Raw genomic sequence first — 18,631 nt, forward strand, 5'->3', positions numbered from 1 at the left:
TAACGCATTATAAAGACTACTGCTATACGTATCCTTACTAGACTTTTTCCATTTACTTGCAAGTCTGTTGAAAGTGACTATCACTTTTAAGACTTCGGTGGGTTAAAGTAAGTTAAGTGGGAAAAAAGACAACATCCGAAGTCATCCACCATACGGGATAACTATATCAATACCTTAATGGATCGAAGCGCAAGAAGTGCCACTGTTATGAAAGAACCCAGCATGAAAGACCACAAACGACTTCTACTGATTGATGATGACCCTAACCTCATCTTGCTGGTGAAGGATTACTTAGAGTTCCGGGGCTACGAAGTCATCACATCTGCAAATGGCTCAGAAGCTCTGAATCTTCTAGAAACCGAAGTTCCAGATATGATCATCTGTGACGTGATGATGCCAGAAATGGACGGATACACTTTTGTCGAGCAAGTACGACAAACTGAACGCACTAGTTGGATTCCTGTTCTTTTTCTCTCAGCTAAAGGTCAAAGTGCAGACCGAGTGAAGGGTTTAAACAAAGGCGCTGACGTATATATGATCAAGCCTTTTGAACCTGAAGAACTCGTAGCACAAGTAGAATCTTCACTGAAGCAAACTGTGCGTTGGAAAGAACATCAAACGAAAGGCGGTGATAACGGTTCTCGCATCCAAGTTCCTTTCGATGTCCAGTTAACCCCCACAGAACTGAAAGTAGTCCAGTTTGTAGCCAGAGGTTTAGCAAACCGCGAAATCGCTGAAGAACTAAATGTCAGTCAGCGAACTGTTGAAAGCCATGTGTCCAATATGTTGGGCAAAACCAATCTCCACAACCGGACTGAATTAGCACGTTGGGCGATTGAAAATCAAATGGCCTAGATAGAAGTCAGTAACCCAGCCCTAAAGGGACTGAGCTTGCAAGAGAAATCAAGCAAGCTGTACTGACCAGATCACCCTGAGCATAGTCGTTTGCCTAGCATACAGAAAGTTAGGGTAGCCGTTATTTGAGTCACGACCCCCACCGAATGCGTAGCTAGTTCCCTGCCCTGTCGCTTGTAATTAAACAGTTTTCAGGTAACAGGAACAGTGTTACCGGACTAACAAGCTCTTATAACTGGTCGAGGCTAACATTACCCCAGAAATGGGAGTTGGTTTTTCAGGTTTCCAATCAAAAAACCTGACTAAAACTTAAGATTCAATGCGGTTAAAACCGCACTCTTCGGGATATTGCCACGTGTCGCTTCCTTCTCAGCCTTAAAAGGACTGAGTTTCCTGCATACCGCCAGGTTTTATGAAGATTAACAGCTTTTTTATCCGCTTAATTAAATTGAAAAACGTTGAGTAAAGATAGCATAATTTCTCGAATCTGTTCAGTCCCCACCTTGATAAGACCTCGCGGTAAGTGAGAAACGAGCGCCTCTTTAGACCTGACAGCGTTGCGGCACGTAGCAAAATTCCGAAGAGTGCGATTTTAATCGCCGTGGTCTTTGTGTGATGATGGGGCTGTGAGTATGAATAACTTAGATGGTCTGGTATATTTGAGTGAACTAATCAATATAGTTATACAGTAATTCGCTAGAACCTAAATTAATTAGGGTTTACTGAAGGCTGAGATTGTTGAACTGCTGGTGTTTGTTCAGGTGTAGATTCTACTGATGGACTAGGTGGTGATTTGGGAATCATAAATTGCCGCCAAGTTCTGATTTGTTCCTGAGAATCAGTGTAAGCACTACTACCACGAGGGATTAACTTAGCCGTATCAATGGCTTTAGCTACATCCACCTCACTTTGGGAACGTGCCATTTCTAACAGTTGTTGACTCCATTGGTCAATGGCAATATTGACATCTAAGCGTAAACTATTACGACTAGAGACCCGATTTGCCAACTGGATAGCTTCACTTAAAGCCTGTGGTGTACCATTAACTGCGACTTGCTTGGCTTTTTGCCAACTGTCTTTAGCGCGAATTTGCTCTTGCCAACGGTCTATTGATGATTGGGCTTCACCAGATAAAGCGCGTCCTGAAGAGGCGATTTTTTTGGCTTCACTAATAGCAGTGGTCAAATCACCAGTGTCAGCTAATGCTTTAGCTTGATCTAAATACGGTTGATCTTGAATCCGCTCAATTTTAGCTGTCCAGAGCCTAATCTTTTTCCTGGCTTCTGGATATAATGCCCTACCAGAACGAACTTGATTAAGTTCAGCGATCGCTGTTTGTAATGAGCTAACATCCTCATTAATTGCTATTTGTTCAGCTCGATCTAAATATGGTCTATCTTCAATCGTCTCCACTTGACCACGCCAACGGCCTATTTCTTGACGAGCTTCTGTAGAACGGGGATTATTACCAGGAATTAATTCTACTTCAGAAATAGCTGCTGTCAAATCATTAACTGTGCCTTGACTGGCTAAGTTCCGGGCTTTTTCTAATCGAGCCACATCTTCAATTTCCAATTGCCAACGAGCAATTAATTTTTGTGCTTCATTATAAACATCCCTAGAAGCATCTATTTGTTGAGCTTGGGAAATCGCGGTTTCTAACCCAGCGACAGTACCCAAAAAGGCGCTTCTTTGCGCTTCACCCAAAACCATGAAATCATCAACTTCCCCTTGTAATTCCGGAATAGGGGGAATTTGTCGGGCAATTTCCAAAGCTCTATCAGCATTGCGCTCTTTCATTTGAGCTTGTGCTAATTTGAGCATTTTTCGGGCAAATCCTGAGATTAACTCTTGAGCTTTTTGATATAGATAACTTTCAGGTTTAATCGCTTCAGCTAATTTAATAGCTTTGAGTAAACTATCTACATTGCGATTTTTTGCTAAATCTTCTGCTTTATAAAGTTTATCCCCATCTTCCCGCGCCGTAACAATAATATTATTTAATTGATCATATTTAGTGCTAGCCCAGTATTTATTATTTACCCGCAGCAATCTAGCTGTGAGCATAAAAGCCGATTGCCAATGTCGTTGACGCAGTTCTTGTTCAGCTTCTTGGTAAATGCCTTCAGCCTTTGACCAAATCGTCTGCCATTTTTGAATTTGCTCTTCTACCAGTTCACTAACTTTGAGATCAGTAGGAATTTTTCGAGATGTAGCGATCGCTTCCTCCAGATTCCCCGCTTGGAAACTCTCATCAGCCAACTTGAGAATATCCTGTGACCATTCCTCCAAAAGACGATTAATTTCCCCCCGCAAAGGGTGATTTTCTGGTAGTTGTTTAACTAGAGTAATTGCTTGCAGCAAATCATTAATTGTTTGCTTAGAAGCCGCTAAGGAAGCGCAGTGTAACCTCACCGACGCACTAGCCAAAGGCCAGAAAATTTGTGGGCAGTTAGGAGCAGAAGGTAGCTTAAACAGCATGGATATAGCCAGAAACCCCATACTACCAGGAATCAAAGTCAGGATTATTGCCCACGGAACCCAGTTTTTAGTCCAGCGGGGCAATTTCTCAATGAAAACATTGAGATTAAATGTAGGGGCAATCCCCTGTGGTTGTCCTTCTAAATCATTATTTATAGCCAAATCTGCGCTATCTTGCTTATTTATTTTCTTCACGGACTGAGAATGAGAACCAATAGCAGCAGTATCAGCAGTTTGATTATTTTCTATATAGTTAGGCCCAAGCCCAATTGGTTCTCCTGCTTGGTCTTTAGACCAATTATCTGGAATATCCCGCTCTGTCATTGCTCACACCACACTAATTGAATAGCAATATGAAAGTAGGTAGATCAATATAGATAATTTTACAGCAGATTGCAGATCAATAAAGTACAGAATCTGAATTCAAAGCCAGACACCAAGCCAGCTTTATTTCTGATTCGGTGACTTCTGCTGTATGTTTGCTATCCTAACTTTCCCATCTAAAAAAACCTATCATTGGCATTCATCACTCCTATCAATAACATTACTGTTGTTTGGTTTGAGTGTGACTAGTTACATTAACCAGAAATTGCAGATTCTTTTTGCAAATCGGCAATTAACTGGGTTAAATCCTCACTACTTGCTTGATAAATATTACCGCAAAACTCACAAGTTGCTTCTGCACCATCATCTTTTATAATCATGTCTTGCAGTTCAGCTTCTCCCAATATTTTCAGCGCCCCTAGCACCCGATCAAAAGAGCAGCCACAATGAAAGCGTAACATCTGACTTTCAGGAAATATGTTCAATCCCATATCTCCTAACAAATCATTAAAAATTTCTGTCAGTGTTTTACCTGCTTGGAGTAATGGAGTAAACCCGGATAAAGCCGAAACCCGTGATTCTAATGTAGCCACTAGCTCTTCATCCCTAGCCGCCTTGGGTAACACTTGTATCAGTATGCCACCGGCTGCTGTTACGCCCTGTTCTCCCACAAATACACCCAAAACTAAAGCTGAAGGAGTCTGTTCAGAACTTGCTAAGTAGTGAGCAACATCGTCACCTATTTCCCCAGAAACGAGTTCCACTGTACTAGAGTAAGGGTAGCCATGGCCAATATCGCGGACTACATAAAGAAAACCTTCACCCACTGCTCCCCCAACATCTAGTTTACCCTGATCATTGGGTGGCAATTCCACAGATGGATTACCGACATAGCCCCTAACCGTACCATCTAAGCCAGCATCTGCTAATATACCACCTAAAAGACCATCTCCCTTAACGCGAACATTCACCCTAGAGCCTACCCGTTTCATACTGGAAGCCATCAATAAACCAGCAGCCATACTTCTTCCCAATGCTGCTGTGGCCACATAGGATAGTTTATGGCGTTGTCGAGCTTCTTCCGTTAACCGAGTTGTAATCACACCTACAGCTTTAATTCCACCATCAGCCGCTGTTGCCCGAATTAATTGATCTGCCATGAAAAACCTTACAATTCTTTACAAGATGACTTTTACATTTTAGGTTGTTTCGTGTCAGGAGTCACCGAATCACCGAGTCACCGAGTCACCGAGTCAGGAGGAGGAAGGAGGAAGGAGGAGGAAGGAGTTAAAGATAGAAAACGCTAACTTAATCACCAATGACCAATGACCAATGACCAATGACCAATGACCAATTACCAATGACCAATCACCAATTACCAATCACCAATTACCAATTACTAATAACCAATTACCATGCTAGGCAAATTTCAACAAAGCCAAATCCGCATCGAAATTGCAGCATCAGCCGATGCTATTCATGACAGTATTCTTCATCCTGCACAGCTAAAAAAATGGCTATTGGGTCAAAGTTTCCCTCCAGAAATGCCCACAGAATTACCACCAGGATTTGAGTTCACAACTTGGACCGGGCCCGTGTCCATTCATCATCGAGTAGAAGTTGTCAAACCTAATTGTCTGCGCTTACTACTCAGTGGAGGTATTGATGGCTTTCACGAATGGTACTGGGGCGAAGGTTGGGTACAATCTCGCTTAGAAGGAATATCCATGTTACCCCTAAATTTAGGTCAAACCCTAACTCTGGTAAGCTTACGCCAGTTTTTAACTACCATTAAGTAACTTTCCTCTTCTTTGCATTTCTGCGCCTTTTATGGTGAGCGAAGCGATGCACTGAGCTTGTTGATAGCGCAGTGTGGCGTTAGCTATAGTGTCGAACTATGGCGTGAGATAAAGATTATTTAATCAGTAAAAGCACTCCTCCAGTTGCCAAAATGCAAACAATGCCAGTTAACCCCGCGAGGGGTTTTTTATTTATACCTGTTATCCATGCAGATACTTTATCTGTGTAAGTAATTAATCCTGCTGTATCTATAGTAGCGATCGCCCATACCCAACCAGCATGAAGTCCCCAAGCTATCCCTAAATTATTCCCATCAGCTAATCTGGCTAATACTAATACCATGCCCATTAACCATAGTCCAGGAAGTTGAGGAAGAGTTTCTTTTCGTTCCCATACCAAATGTAAGACAGCAAAAATCGAGCTAGAAATAATTGCAGCTAACCAAATTGAATAATTTTGTTCTAACTTAGTCAATAAAAATCCCCGAAATACCAGTTCTTCTATTCCCCCCACGAATAAAGCTACTAAGGAAATTGTTAATAAACTAGATGGTATTAATTTGATATGAGATGCTTCTAAATAGCACCAACCGGCGCATATTTGCCCGAAAAATACCATAGCTAGACTAAAAATACCCAAGCCAAAACCCAGGAATAAAGAACCGAAAATAGAAACTTTCCCTACTAATCCATAATCAGGGAAAGAACCCAATCTTAACCATTGGAATCCCCAGAGAATTAGCGGGACTAATAAATAGAGAGATACCAATAAAGGAATTTTTTGCTCTGGTTGTAAAGATTTATGTATTTGCCACTTCAAGGTAATGGCTAAAATTGCGACTATTGGCAACCAACAACCTACCCAAACAACAAAAAAAGCCATCACTAAAACTACTGGTGTATCTTTAAGAAACTCCAGTAAAGTATTGGCCGATGACTCTAAAAATGACAGTGGAATAGACATAAAAAACATGACTAACTTCCCGCAACAATAGATTTCTTGATTAATAATCAAGACTCTACTAGAATTTGTGACTCATGGAAGAGGCCAAATAGTTTTTTATGTCTTATACCACTAAATTATTTAACTACGGCTACTAATTAGCGGTAACTTTAGGGATAAATTCATCAGTATTTACCTGAAACTTATCCCTGATAAGTGAAAAATTTATGCTTCTGCGTCTGATTCATCAGCATCATCAGACTGGATTAATTGTTTATCACTTTCACCAAGTTGAATTAGGTGAATATGTTTGTAACCTAGTCTAATTTCAAATTCATCACCACGCTTTAAGTTCATGGCTTTGGTGTAAGTTGCACCAATCACAATTTGACCATTTTGATGAACACTGACCCGGTATGTCGGTTCGCGGCCGCGTCCATCTTTTGGTGCTTCTGGGCTGAGGGGAATGCCTCTAGCTGACAATAAAGCATCATAAAAGTCTGTTAAATTAACCCGAACTTGGCTATTTTTAGTAACGGTGTAGTAACCACACTGCTTTGCTCTTTCCCGACGTGGTAAAGTCGAAAGTTCTTTTACTTTCGCAAGCAGTGTTTTTCCTGTTAATGGGGCAGTTGCAGTTTCAGTCATTATGCTCTAATTTTCCTTAATCTCTTCAAACTGATAGGGTAGCGTGGCGTTAGCCATTTAAAAATTTTCTCTCTTGTTTAGTCTTCAGCTTCTTAGCGAAGAACTAGACTCCAGATAGTGACAGAGGTGAGGGTGATGGGTGAATTCCCGCTGATATGGCAGCAACAAAAGACTCCATTATAGTTATCCCAAATGGGTTCTATAAGTCATAGTTGCCACAGACATTAATTTCAGTAATTTTACGGCGATTTTAACCATCATTGGCCATCAGAAATTAAATTATTTTCTCTTTGGGCTACTGAGTGCGGTGTAACTTCAAGCCACCTTTACAAATCAGGTTAGTTCTACTCCAAAAAAGTCGTAGAGCCAATAAATTACAGGTTTTTCACATTCAGTGCTGCTCTCTCTTGCCTTTCAATTATAGGGCTAAAGACAGCATTATGATTTGTATGTGGTCTGACGGACATACACCCTTTTATTCTGCCTATAGAGACATGAATTTTCTAGTCTCTACATTACGAAGAAACAAAAGAAGTATTAGCTGTGCTTATACGGCTATCGTTCCTAATTTTGTTAGTTCGTAATTATTCTATTAAATAGTAGCATGAAATAATAATAGCAAAATATTTTTTGAATTTAAAATTTATATTTGAGCTAAATTTTGATCTAACTCCCTGGAATTGAGGAGGTAAAAAGCAGTAGAGATTTTCCTAGAGCTTCTTACTGTCATAAGGATAATGTCATAACTTTTATAAAAGTTAATCTTATTCAGACTAGCTTTGTTTGAGTGAGTGAGTTAAATCAAGGGAGTTTCTACGGCTTCGTCACGCAAGCTATCAATGACTAGCTACAAAAAGCCGGGTAAAAAATCCCCGTTGTTAATCACCATCAGATTTAAAGCTCTAATCAAATTATCTACGTCTGTCTGGGGGAAGAATAAATTTACCACATCTATTGGGTATTGGATAGCGATGAGGAAAGATATTCACTTGCTTTAACACTTCTATATATTTAAAGATGTAGAATTTTTATAACTAGTACCGCAAGGCGAAAGTCAAAAGTCAAAAGTCAAAAGTCAAAAATAATATGGCATAAGCTTTTTGGCGATTGAGAATGGTTGTTTTATTTACGCCGTGCTGTACTAGTACAGCAGGACGGAATGTAGAATTTAGAATGAATACAGCATAAGCTTTTCACAGATTTGGAATGGTTCATTAACTTACGCCGGACTGTACTAGTCCGTCGCGGTGTAAATGAAGCAACCATTTAAAATAGAGGAAAAGCCTATTTCATCAGACTTTTGACTTCCAGACTGCGTTACTAGGGCTTGACAAAATAAGTATTAAGTATTAAAGGGTTAAGAGTAAAAGCACAAAAGCTGCGGCCAACTCAAGCCTTAAAGAAAACCTATCTTTATACTTTACGCTACGCTGTACTATCAGACTTCATTTTTCCCTAGCTTCATGATTTTTGAAGTGGGTAAGGCAATAGAGAAGATTTAAACCCAAGATTTGGATTGATAATCATGGAAGTTATTTTTAAGATTACTCGACAACAAGAAAATTCTCACCCTGTTTTCAAATCTTATCTTTTGGAGGTAGAACCAGGTAATACTATCCTGGATTGTCTCAATCAGATTAAGTGGGAACAAGATGGAACTTTAGCATTTCGCAAAAATTGCCGCAATACAATTTGTGGTAGCTGTGCTGTGAGGATTAATGGGCGTTCTGCTTTGGCTTGTAAGGAAAATGTCGGGAGTGAACTGGCCAGATTAGAAAAAATCTCATTATCTGCAAATCAGTCTCCAACTACTCCAGAAATTACAGTTGCACCTTTGGGGAATATGCCTGTAATTAAAGATTTGGTTGTGGATATGAATGGTTTTTGGAATAATTTGGAGAAGGTTGCTCCTTATGTAAGTACAGCCAGTAGACAAGTTCCCGAAAGAGAGTTTTTACAAACGCCACAAGAGCGATCGCTCCTTGATCAGACTGGCAATTGTATTATGTGTGGGGCTTGTTATTCTGAATGTAATGCCATAGAAGTTAATCCTGACTTTGTTGGTCCCCATGCCTTAGCTAAAGCATATCGGATGGTGGCAGATTCCCGCGATAGCAATACAGAACAACGATTAGAAAACTATAGCGAAGGAACTCAAGGGGTTTGGGGTTGTACTCGTTGTCTTTATTGTGATTCTGTTTGTCCCATGGAAGTTGCCCCATTAGAGCAAATTACCAAAATTAAACAGGACATTCTAGAGCGCAAGCAAGCTAGTGATAGTCGGGCAATTCGTCACCGCAAAGTTTTAGTAGATTTAGTAAAACAAGGTGGTTGGATTGATGAACGTCAATTTGGGATTCAGGTAGTTGGTAATTATTTCCGCGATCTTCAAGGATTACTCAGTCTTGCACCTTTGGGTTTACGAATGCTAGTCAGAGGTAAATTTCCTCTTTCCTTTGAACCATCTCAAGGGACTCAGGAAGTGCGATCGCTCATTGAATCTGTACAAAACATTGATTAAGAGAACTCCATAAAAAAGATGAACTGCTTGCAGCAGCGCTTCGCTATCCAATCTTGTGGGATGGGCATCTGGTTCCCTCCTAATATTATTAGCAGGCTTTTTATGCCTGCACCACAAGAAATTTTGGGGTATTTTTTTATTTGGAAGTCTCTAATTGATTGTGAATTTGTGAATTATGGGCGTAATGGGCATAATGGGCGCAGGCCCTGCGCCCCTACTTAATTCCTTTTTCCTCTTTCCTTTGAACCATCTCAAGGGACTCAGGAAGTGCGATCGCTCATTGAATCTGTACAAAACATTGATTAAGAGAACTCCATAAAAAAGATGAACTGCTTGCAGCAGCACTTCGCTATCCAATCTTGTGGGATGGGCATCTGGTTCCCTCCTAATATTATTAGCAGGCTTTTTATGCCTGCACCACAAGAAATTTTGGGGTATTTTTTTATTTGGAAGTCTCTAATTGATTTTGAATTTGTGAATTATGGGCGTAATGGGCATAATGGGCGCAGGCCCTGCGCCCCTACTGACTCCTCGATTAACTGGGATCTTGACGAATATTCAATTTTCTACCAAAACGGTCATAAACCAAAATATCCCATTGTCCATTATTACTATACTCAAAGGCAATTCTATTACCATCAGCGCTAATTGTGGGATTGCGGACTTCTCCTTGTATATCACCAGCTAAATTCCGTGATTGGCGCACATCTCTATCATAAAAAACAATCTGTGTTCGCCCTTGACGACTAGCAGCAAAAACAATAAATTTACCATCGGCAGAAGCCGCAGGATGAGAAGCAATTGTATCAAAGGAATTTAAATCAGGCAAATATACTAAATCACGAGTCACTGTATCAAACATATATACATCTTGACTGCCCCGGCGATCGCTCGTAAAGACAATATATCTTCCAGAAATTTGCGGATTTAATTCCGACGAAAAACTATTAAGACTCCTTCCCCCCGAATCAAATGGGTAACTGAGTAAACGCGGGTAGCCAAAACACCCAGTTAATAAAGTTGAGCATAAAATTAAAATAATTGATAATTTACAATTCATTTAGATGAAGATTCTAATTTTTAATTCCCCCCCTCTGAAAAGAAAAGGGGGAAAAGTGATGTACTTACAAAAACCAGCCGTAAGAATGTAAACCCTTACCCAAAAGATTCACACCTAAATAACAAATCCAAACCATCACAAAACCAATCGCGGCTAAAATTGCCGGTTTTCGTCCTTGCCAACCACGAGTTATTCTCGAATGTAAATACGCAGCGAATACTAACCAAGTAATTAACGCCCAAGTTTCCTTAGGGTCCCAACTCCAGTAAGTACCCCATGCTTCATTAGCCCAAACTCCACCAGCAATAATCCCAATTGTCAGGAGGGGAAATCCCAAGCCAATAATGCGATAACTAATATTATCGAGGGTTTCAGCTAAGTTAAGACGTTGAGGAGAAAGGGTTTCAGTGACTGCTACAGATTGGGTTTCAGTCACAGTGACTAAATCTAAAACCGCAGTTACATTCCCGTTATTATTACTTTCCAACCGAGAAAAGCTATTAGTTTCTACAGCAGGTAAAGATGTAACTAACTCACCTGCTTTAAGTAATTTGTAACCATTACTCCGATAACCACCATTACCAAAAGAACTTCCTTGTAATTGGATATTTTGGCCGCGAGTCACAATTAAAAAAGCGATCGCTAACAATGCACCTACCATTAAAGCCGAATAACTCAACATCATTACACTGACGTGCATCATCAGCCAATTTGACTTTAAAGCAGGAACTAAAGGCTCTGACACCTGCATATTTGATGGTAAAGTCAGAGTCGCAAAAGCCGCAATTCCCATGGCTACAGGTGCAGTGACAACTCCCACCAAGCGACTACGACTACTATTTTCAGCAATTAAATGTACAGCAGTAATTCCCCAAGCGAGGAAAAATAAAGACTCATAAAGATTACTCAGAGGAAAATAGCCAGCTTCTATCCATCTTGCCCCTAATAAAGTCGCCATACACAAATTAGCGATCGCCATTCCGGCTGTTCCCAAAGCCGCAGTCACCGATAAACTCGGAAAAGCTGCCCCCACCCAATACACCAACATCGTACAGAATAAGACAGCAAAAGAGGCATTATCTAGCCAGTTCTGGAGTACAACCAGATTCATAAACACTTCTCTCCAGTGGACGCTTGAACATATCAATTTCGATTACCTTGATCCTAGCTGGTTTTGGTAATTGGAGATTGGGTATTAGTTATCCTTCATAATTCATAGCACCCAAATATTTAGTTAAAAACCGAGATGTGTAGGGGTTTAGCTCATGCTTTACCCCTACTATGGAATCACACGATTAAGAGGTTTTGAATATAAATTAGTCCGTGAGTTGCCCAAACTTGTCCATATTTACATATAATTTATTATAAAAACAGTATCAAATTAATATCACAAAAATTACCTAAAGTTATGAAACAAAGGTTATTTAGTCAAGGGTGGATAGGGTTGACAGGAACTGTCACTTTAGCTTCTCGCGCAAGCCTACTACGACCGGGGACTTGCCAATTCAAATTTAGGAGATAAATTTCAAGCCATCTCTGACTTTCAACAAGCAGCAAAAATATATCAACAACAGAGTAAAAATGAAGATTATCAGGATGCTTTGAATAGAATTAGAGAGTTACAACAATAGTATTTTTGTCAGAATCAGGATACCCAGGATTAAAGGATGTACAGGATGTTATTTTTTTATTATCCATGAAAAATAGAGATTTTAGAATAAGAACCAATCTGCTGTTCTTAATAGACTATTAGTGTAACTGTAATTTACAGTATTAAAATATTCACAAACAACATCCAAATTACCATCCTGAAAATCCTCAAATCCTGGAAATCCTGATTCAGACAATCCTCACCAACAACATCCAAATTACCATCCTGAAAATCCTCAAATCCTGGAAATCCTGATTCAGACAATCCTCACCAACAACATCCAAATTACCATCCTGAAAATCCTCAAATCCTGGAAATCCTGATTCAGACAATCCTCACCAACAACATCCAAATTACCATCCTGAAAATCCTCAAATCCTGGAAATCCTGATTCAGACAATCCTCACCAACAACATCCAAATTACCATCCTGAAAATCCTCAAATCCTGGAAATCCTGATTCAGACAATCCTCACCAACAACATCCAAATTACCATCCTGAAAATCCTCAAATCCTGGAAATCCTGATTCTGACAAAAAATATCATGTATAATTAAATAAATCCTGATTTTGGAAAAAAGATAAAAATATGCAAATTACTATCGAAATTCCTGAAGATATTGGCTACCAACTACAACAAAACTGGCAAGACGTACCACAAAAACTCTTAGAAGCTTTAGCAGTAGAAGCTTATAAAAATAGAATCATGACTTCTGTGCAAATTCAACAATTACTAAAATTTGCCTCACTTCAAGAAACTGAACATTTTTTAAAACAATCTCAAATTTCTCTAGATTATCCTCAAGAAAATTTAGTACAAGATAAACAAACAAAAACTTTAGCTGATGCTTTTAACGAACTTCAGCAAATCTGTATTGAAGAAGATTATTCTTTAGAAATTCCCTCTCGTCAAGACCGTCCCAACTTCTTTTTTTAATATCCGCAATGACTTTTTTATGTGATACGAACATCATTAGCGAATTAGTGCGACCTCAGCCGAATCCTGGTGTTTTAATATGGGTAAAAAATTTATCTTCCATAAATATTAGTGTAATTACTCTGGAAGAAATACATTATGGATTAACATCAAAACCTAACCTAAAAATTCAAAATTGGTTTGATAATTTTATTAAAAATGATTGCCAAATTTTACCTATCACGGCTGAAATCGCTCAACTTTGCGGTAAAATACGGGGTCAACAAAGATTAAGCGGTAAAACAGTTACCCAAGCAGATATGATGATTGCTGCTACAGCCCAGATACATCAATTAACTTTAGTAACGCGCAATATTCGTGATTTTGATAGTTGTGGTATCCCTCTTTTTAACCCTTTTACTTAATCTTAATGACATTTATGATCATAAATCCTGAAAATCCTCAAATCCTGGATATCCTGATTCTGACAACAATTAGACCATAAAAATCCTAATTCAAACAAATTATGCCAGCAAAAGATATTTATCATAATCAAGTTAGAAATGCCCTAGAAAAAGAAAATTGGCAAATTACCAAAGATCCACTTGTGCTAAAATGGGGTACAAGGGATTTATATATTGATTTAGGTGCAGAAAAACTCATAGCCGCAGAGAAAACTGGACAAAAAATAGCAGTGGAAGTTAAAAGTTTTGTCAGTAACTCCCCAATTTCTGATTTAGAAAAGGCTTTAGGACAGTATATTTTATACCATGATATTCTTCAATAATTAGAACCCAACCGTCGTTTATATCTTGCTATTCGGCAAGAAACATATTCAGAATTGTTTCAAGAACCAGTTGGTAAGATATTATTAGAAAATCAACGTCTTTGTTTACTTGTCTTTGATTCTGAACAGGAGATAATTCTCAAATGGATACCTTAACTAATTATCGCCAAATCATTGAAAAAATATTAAAAGAATATGCCGTACTACCTTATGCCTATGGAGAATTAGAAAGAGAACTAATTATTGATAAATCTGAAAATAGTTACTTATTACTAACAATTGGTTGGGAAAACAAACAGAGAGTACATGGCTGTTTAATTCATATTGATATTATCAATAATCAAGTCTGGATTCAAAGAGATGGTACAGAAGATGGTATTACAAACGAACTTGTCAATGCTGGTATTCCCAAAAATCAAATAGTTTTAGCTTTTCATCCTGTTAATGTCAGAAAACATACAGAATATGCTATAGGAGTTTAGCGAAGATTATCATATTTACTGTCTGAATCAGGATTCAAACACAATAAACATTCTCAAAATCCCATATATAAAACAAAAAATAACATCCTGAAAATCCTCAAATCCTGGACATCCTGATTCAGACAATTAACATACAGGGATACACGAAGAGAATATTATTTTCATCCTGAAAATCCTCAAATCCTGGACATCCTGATTCAGACAATTAACATACAGGGATACACGAAGAGAATATTATTTTCATCCTGAAAATCCTCAAATCCTGGACATCCTGATTCAGACAATTAACATACAGGGATACACGAAGAGAATATTATTTTCATCCTGAAAATCCTCAAATCCTGGACATCCTGATTCAGACAATTAACATACAGGGATACACAAAGAGAATATTATTTTCATTCTGAAAATCCTCAAATCCTGGACATCCTGATTCAGACAATTAACATACACGGATACACGAAAAGAATGTTAATTTCATCCTAAAAATCCTCAAATCCTGGACATCCTGATTCAGACAAAAAATATCATGTATAATTAAATAAATCCTGATTTTGGAAAAAAGATAAAAATATGCAAATTACTACTTGTCTATAATCGTGCCTATCATAAGATTTACCCTTTATTCAAAAAGTCATTTTCTCCCCATTTGGGATTGATTATGACACAAATTTGACATTAAAAGTCTATTAATTTCCGCAACTGCTGTAGATGCAACCTTGATCCTAACTGGTTTTGGGGATTAGTCATGGGGAAGATTAACCTTCATAATTCATCGCACCCAAATATTTAGATAAAAAAGGCGAAAAAACCTCATAAATCAAAGTTAGCGGTTGTCCATGATGCCAAAACAAATAATGGCGACCCCAAAAAGGTCCTTTTTCTTGAAAACCCGACTCTAACGCCTCTGAGTGACCATAATAAATACCTTGGACATCTCTATACAACTCAGTCCGTAACCGTGCTAAACTTGCCCAAATTGGTAAAGACTTGTTTTGTAAATATTCATCTACATGACTTGCTTCCCACCAAGAAGCAGCATAATATAACCGCTGACCAGAAGCAGTTCGCACCCACACCTGTCGGCGCACTCTTGGACCTGGTAGCATCTGCATCATAGTTGGTGCATTATCGGTATTCATGCCAATTGCTGACATATCAATTACATCCACCTCCGTTGGTTCACCCGTCAATAGTTGGACGTGTCGAGTCGGAGAACCATCACCCAAAAGCAATAATTGCCAAGTTGGTGCTAACTGAGTGTGAGGTAAACCGCGTTTAATAGCTTCCTCCCCACCTTGCCAAATGGGAGTTAGACAATGCCAAGTGCTGGGTAGGATTAAGTCACTTGTGAGATTAAAAGTAGTAGTCAATGTTCTTTACAAAAATTTATATATATTTCTATCAATAGCACAAAAACCAGCATCATCATGGGACGCTGGCAAATCATTGGTTATTGGGAAAATTCTTGCCATCTTTTCTTCTCTGTTGCCTGTTCCCTGTTCCCTAAAAAATGTAAACCCGCTGCTATAATCATTTTTTTTGACATAGCAGCGGGTAAATTACATCTAACAAAATGCGGATGGCGAGACTCGAACTCGCAAGGGCTATGCCCACACGCACCTCAAGCGTGCGCGTATACCAATTCCGCCACATCCGCACGGTTTGGTTTCAATACAGATTATATCATAGCATAAAAGAATTGATCAAAAACAATATTTTCCAAATATTTCCCAAATATTTTTTGAATAGGTATGAGACTGACAGAAATATAGTTACAGCACAGGTGATATTAAAAGGTCTAGCAAAGATGCCAGATAATCTAATAGTCTGCTAAGAATTATGTTTGGGGATCTCCTGTCACGATTTACAGTAATGCAACAGCTTTATGTCAACAGGATGGGAGAAAATATCAATCTACTGGTACTGATATCGCAACTAGAAAATGAAATTTGACAAAATATTAATTGCCAATCGAGGAGAAATAGCCCTTCGCATTCTCCGAGCCTGTGAAGAAATGGGAATTGCTACAGTAGCCGTTCACTCCACTGTTGACAGAAACGCTCTCCACGTCCAACTTGCCGATGAAGCCGTTTGCATTGGTGAACCTGCCAGCAGTAAAAGTTATTTGAATATTCCCAATATTATTGCTGCTGCATTGACGACTCATACCAGTGCCATCCATCCTGGGTATGGTTTTTTATCAGAAAATGCCAGATTTGCAGAAATTTGTGCAGATCATCACATTGCTTTTATTGGTCCTAGTCCCGAATCTATCAGACTGATGGGGGATAAGTCCACCGCTAAAGAAACAATGCAAAAGGCTGGTGTACCCACAGTTCCCGGTAGTGAAGGGTTAGTAGAATCACCAGAAGAAGGATTAGTCGTCGCTCAAAAAATTGGTTATCCTGTAATGATTAAAGCTACCGCCGGTGGTGGTGGTAGAGGAATGCGGCTTGTGCGCTCGGCAGACGAATTTATTAGATTATTCCTTGCTGCCCAAGGGGAAGCAGGAGCAGCTTTTGGCAACGCAGGCGTTTATATAGAAAAATTTATTGAACGTCCCCGTCACATTGAATTTCAGATTTTAGCGGATAACTACGGTAACGTTATCCATTTAGGGGAAAGAGATTGTTCAATTCAGCGTCGTAACCAAAAACTCCTAGAAGAAGCTCCTAGTCCTGCTCTTGATCCAGACTTACGGCAAAAAATGGGGAAAGCTGCTGTCAAAGCCGCCCAGTTTATCAACTACACCGGTGCAGGAACTATTGAGTTTCTTCTGGATAAATTCGGTAAATTCTATTTCATGGAAATGAACACCCGGATACAAGTTGAACATCCAGTTACAGAGATGATTACTGGTATAGACTTAGTAGTTGAACAAATTCGCATTGCTCAAGGTGAAAGACTAAAACTGACACAAAAGGAAGTGGTTCTCAGAGGACATTCCATTGAATGTCGGATTAACGCCGAAGATCCAGATCATGATTTTCGCCCAGCCCCTGGCAGAATTAGCGGTTATCTTCCACCAGGAGGACCAGGCGTGCGGATTGATTCCCACGTATACACAGATTACCAAATCCCCCCTTATTACGACTCCCTCATTGGTAAATTAATTGTTTGGGGTCCAGACAGAGCTACCGCTATTACCCGGATGAAACGGGCATTGCGAGAATGTGCCATTACTGGAGTTCCTACAACCATTCCCTTTCATCAAAAAATTATGGAAAACTCACAATTTTTAGCGGGTAATATTTACACCAGCTTTGTCCAGGACATGAAGACGCAGTAATTGGTTATTAGTCATTAGTCATTAGTCATTAGGTTAGCGTTTTTTCCTCCTGACTTCTGACTCTTAATTAGTCCGAGATAACATGGTTAATAACCCTTGCTGACCTAGTAAAATTTCTCGGATAAAACTGAAAATCGCTACCAAAATAATTGGAGTGATATCTACACCACCAATAGGTTGGACTAACTTCCGCAACGGGATTAAAAATGGTTCTGTCGGCCAGGCTATTAGACTAAAAGGCAGACGATTAAGATTGATTTGGGGATACCACGTCAGAATGATGCGGAAAATAAATAAAAATGTCATCACTCCTAAAACCGGACCAAGAATCCAAGCCGTCAAGTTAACACCAGTCATGTTTTTTAGCTACTATGTGTGAGAAAATCCAAAACTTTTAAGCTTTGTCACGGATTCTTTCTTTAATTTTAACGAAATGGTGTCATTTTCTTGTGAGAATAGAAAAACAAAGTTATTGACTTGGGATCATCAATCAAGTAGATCCCCAGTTAAATAGATAATCCTGCGCTACTTTTCAAGAAAGTAATCCAAGATTAAAATGGGAATAAACTGTGTAAAAAAAGGTTGAGAACTATGACACCCTCTTTAGCAAATTTTCTTTGGAGTCTGGTTTGGGGAACTGCGATTGTCGTTATCCCTGCTACTATTGGTCTAATTTTCATTAGCCAAAAAGATAAAATCCAACGGTTTTAATTTTTGGGGACTGGGGGCTAGGGGTTAGGGACTGGGGAAGAATTTTCTTCTCCTTTCTCCCGCACTTCTGGACTCCACCATTCTTTTTCTGCAATATTATGACTGGTTTAAAATAGTGATAGTAAGAGTAACTCGTTAATATAGATTTGATATTAGGAAAAC

The 18,631-nt window shown here is 39.0% G+C and carries 16 protein-coding genes, 1 tRNA gene and 1 pseudogene; 9 read left to right on the forward strand and 9 right to left on the reverse strand.

Going from position 1 to position 18,631, the window contains the following annotated elements:
* Nucleotides 1–177 precede the first annotated feature (177 nt).
* Complete coding sequence (locus EZY12_20320) at nucleotides 178–855, forward strand: response regulator transcription factor (protein ID QSX67071.1); 678 nt, start codon at nucleotides 178–180, stop codon at nucleotides 853–855.
* Between the two features lie 708 nt (nucleotides 856–1,563).
* Here the strand turns inward: EZY12_20320 and EZY12_20325 are convergent.
* A complete protein-coding gene (locus EZY12_20325) occupies nucleotides 1,564–3,660 on the reverse strand; it encodes a chromosome segregation ATPase (protein QSX67072.1) in 2,097 nt (698 codons plus the stop codon).
* Between the two features lie 254 nt (nucleotides 3,661–3,914).
* Nucleotides 3,915–4,820: an Hsp33 family molecular chaperone HslO gene (hslO, locus tag EZY12_20330; GenBank protein QSX67073.1), complete on the reverse strand. Its 906-nt coding sequence runs from the start codon at nucleotides 4,818–4,820 to the stop codon at nucleotides 3,915–3,917.
* A 255-nt stretch (nucleotides 4,821–5,075) separates the two neighbouring features.
* Here hslO and EZY12_20335 point away from each other — a divergent pair, with 255 nt between their 5' ends.
* A complete protein-coding gene (locus tag EZY12_20335; protein ID QSX67074.1) occupies nucleotides 5,076–5,459 on the forward strand; it encodes a hypothetical protein in 384 nt (127 codons plus the stop codon).
* 115 nt (nucleotides 5,460–5,574) lie between these two features.
* Here EZY12_20335 and EZY12_20340 read toward each other — a convergent pair whose 3' ends face one another.
* Both EZY12_20340 and EZY12_20345 read right to left on the reverse strand, forming a co-directional pair.
* Complete coding sequence (locus tag EZY12_20340) at nucleotides 5,575–6,432, reverse strand: CPBP family intramembrane metalloprotease (GenBank protein QSX67075.1); 858 nt, start codon at nucleotides 6,430–6,432, stop codon at nucleotides 5,575–5,577.
* Between the two features lie 195 nt (nucleotides 6,433–6,627).
* Nucleotides 6,628–7,050 carry an AbrB family transcriptional regulator gene (locus EZY12_20345; GenBank protein ID QSX67076.1) on the reverse strand — a complete coding sequence of 141 codons (423 nt, stop codon included), beginning with the start codon at nucleotides 7,048–7,050 and terminating at the stop codon, nucleotides 6,628–6,630.
* Nucleotides 7,051–8,575: 1,525 nt separating this feature from the next.
* On the opposite strand from EZY12_20345, the gene EZY12_20350 reads away from it, so the two are divergent.
* Nucleotides 8,576–9,571 (forward strand): succinate dehydrogenase/fumarate reductase iron-sulfur subunit, encoded by a 996-nt coding sequence (locus EZY12_20350; GenBank protein QSX67077.1) that lies wholly within the window; start codon nucleotides 8,576–8,578, stop codon nucleotides 9,569–9,571.
* A 535-nt stretch (nucleotides 9,572–10,106) separates the two neighbouring features.
* Here EZY12_20350 and EZY12_20355 read toward each other — a convergent pair.
* Together EZY12_20355 and ccsB are read right to left on the reverse strand one after the other, a co-directional pair.
* The gene (locus EZY12_20355; protein QSX67078.1) at nucleotides 10,107–10,631 is read right to left on the reverse strand and encodes a TolB family protein; all 525 of its coding nucleotides are present in this window, start codon (nucleotides 10,629–10,631) and stop codon (nucleotides 10,107–10,109) included.
* 64 nt (nucleotides 10,632–10,695) lie between these two features.
* Nucleotides 10,696–11,742, reverse strand: a complete 1,047-nt coding sequence (gene ccsB / locus EZY12_20360) for a c-type cytochrome biogenesis protein CcsB (protein ID QSX67079.1) — start codon at nucleotides 11,740–11,742, stop codon at nucleotides 10,696–10,698.
* Nucleotides 11,743–12,870: 1,128 nt separating this feature from the next.
* Here ccsB and EZY12_20365 point away from each other — a divergent pair.
* The 4 genes and pseudogenes from EZY12_20365 to EZY12_20380 all read left to right on the forward strand — a co-directional run bounded on the left by EZY12_20365 (nucleotide 12,871) and on the right by EZY12_20380 (nucleotide 14,466).
* Nucleotides 12,871–13,218, forward strand: coding sequence for a UPF0175 family protein (locus EZY12_20365; protein ID QSX67080.1), 348 nt, complete (start codon nucleotides 12,871–12,873; stop codon nucleotides 13,216–13,218).
* A gap of 8 nt (nucleotides 13,219–13,226) precedes the next feature.
* The gene (locus EZY12_20370) at nucleotides 13,227–13,622 is read left to right on the forward strand and encodes a type II toxin-antitoxin system VapC family toxin (protein QSX67081.1); all 396 of its coding nucleotides are present in this window, start codon (nucleotides 13,227–13,229) and stop codon (nucleotides 13,620–13,622) included.
* Nucleotides 13,623–13,723: 101 nt separating this feature from the next.
* Nucleotides 13,724–14,140, forward strand: a pseudogene (locus EZY12_20375) (XisH family protein).
* Nucleotides 14,128–14,466 carry a XisI protein gene (locus EZY12_20380; protein ID QSX67082.1) on the forward strand — a complete coding sequence of 113 codons (339 nt, stop codon included), beginning with the start codon at nucleotides 14,128–14,130 and terminating at the stop codon, nucleotides 14,464–14,466. The pseudogene EZY12_20375 and the gene EZY12_20380 overlap by 13 nt, the downstream one beginning before the upstream one ends.
* A 758-nt stretch (nucleotides 14,467–15,224) precedes the next feature.
* Here the strand turns inward: EZY12_20380 and EZY12_20385 are convergent.
* Both EZY12_20385 and EZY12_20390 read right to left on the reverse strand, forming a co-directional pair.
* Nucleotides 15,225–15,839 (reverse strand): chorismate lyase, encoded by a 615-nt coding sequence (locus EZY12_20385; protein ID QSX67083.1) that lies wholly within the window; start codon nucleotides 15,837–15,839, stop codon nucleotides 15,225–15,227.
* 204 nt (nucleotides 15,840–16,043) lie between these two features.
* Nucleotides 16,044–16,126, reverse strand: a tRNA-Leu gene (locus EZY12_20390).
* Nucleotides 16,127–16,411: 285 nt separating this feature from the next.
* On the opposite strand from EZY12_20390, the gene accC reads away from it, so the two are divergent.
* Complete coding sequence (accC, locus tag EZY12_20395) at nucleotides 16,412–17,758, forward strand: acetyl-CoA carboxylase biotin carboxylase subunit (protein QSX67084.1); 1,347 nt, start codon at nucleotides 16,412–16,414, stop codon at nucleotides 17,756–17,758.
* A 63-nt stretch (nucleotides 17,759–17,821) separates the two neighbouring features.
* Here accC and EZY12_20400 read toward each other — a convergent pair whose 3' ends face one another.
* Nucleotides 17,822–18,115 carry a YggT family protein gene (locus EZY12_20400; GenBank protein ID QSX67085.1) on the reverse strand — a complete coding sequence of 98 codons (294 nt, stop codon included), beginning with the start codon at nucleotides 18,113–18,115 and terminating at the stop codon, nucleotides 17,822–17,824.
* 234 nt (nucleotides 18,116–18,349) lie between these two features.
* Here EZY12_20400 and EZY12_20405 point away from each other — a divergent pair, with 234 nt between their 5' ends.
* Complete coding sequence (locus EZY12_20405; GenBank protein ID QSX67086.1) at nucleotides 18,350–18,469, forward strand: photosystem II reaction center X protein; 120 nt, start codon at nucleotides 18,350–18,352, stop codon at nucleotides 18,467–18,469.
* Nucleotides 18,470–18,631 lie beyond the last annotated feature (162 nt).

Source organism: Dolichospermum sp. DET69, from assembly GCA_017355425.1.
Taxonomy (GTDB): domain Bacteria; phylum Cyanobacteriota; class Cyanobacteriia; order Cyanobacteriales; family Nostocaceae; genus Dolichospermum.

Coding starts and splice junctions, on each gene's coding strand:
- EZY12_20320 (QSX67071.1), top strand. CDS start 178: ATGGATCGAAGCGCAAGAAGTGCCACTGTTATGAAAGAACCCAGCATG.
- EZY12_20325 (QSX67072.1), bottom strand. CDS start 3,660: ATGACAGAGCGGGATATTCCAGATAATTGGTCTAAAGACCAAGCAGGA.
- hslO (QSX67073.1), bottom strand. CDS start 4,820: ATGGCAGATCAATTAATTCGGGCAACAGCGGCTGATGGTGGAATTAAA.
- EZY12_20335 (QSX67074.1), top strand. CDS start 5,076: ATGCTAGGCAAATTTCAACAAAGCCAAATCCGCATCGAAATTGCAGCA.
- EZY12_20340 (QSX67075.1), bottom strand. CDS start 6,432: ATGTTTTTTATGTCTATTCCACTGTCATTTTTAGAGTCATCGGCCAAT.
- EZY12_20345 (QSX67076.1), bottom strand. CDS start 7,050: ATGACTGAAACTGCAACTGCCCCATTAACAGGAAAAACACTGCTTGCG.
- EZY12_20350 (QSX67077.1), top strand. CDS start 8,576: ATGGAAGTTATTTTTAAGATTACTCGACAACAAGAAAATTCTCACCCT.
- EZY12_20355 (QSX67078.1), bottom strand. CDS start 10,631: ATGAATTGTAAATTATCAATTATTTTAATTTTATGCTCAACTTTATTA.
- ccsB (QSX67079.1), bottom strand. CDS start 11,742: ATGAATCTGGTTGTACTCCAGAACTGGCTAGATAATGCCTCTTTTGCT.
- EZY12_20365 (QSX67080.1), top strand. CDS start 12,871: ATGCAAATTACTATCGAAATTCCTGAAGATATTGGCTACCAACTACAA.
- EZY12_20370 (QSX67081.1), top strand. CDS start 13,227: ATGACTTTTTTATGTGATACGAACATCATTAGCGAATTAGTGCGACCT.
- EZY12_20380 (QSX67082.1), top strand. CDS start 14,128: ATGGATACCTTAACTAATTATCGCCAAATCATTGAAAAAATATTAAAA.
- accC (QSX67084.1), top strand. CDS start 16,412: ATGAAATTTGACAAAATATTAATTGCCAATCGAGGAGAAATAGCCCTT.
- EZY12_20400 (QSX67085.1), bottom strand. CDS start 18,115: ATGACTGGTGTTAACTTGACGGCTTGGATTCTTGGTCCGGTTTTAGGA.
- EZY12_20405 (QSX67086.1), top strand. CDS start 18,350: ATGACACCCTCTTTAGCAAATTTTCTTTGGAGTCTGGTTTGGGGAACT.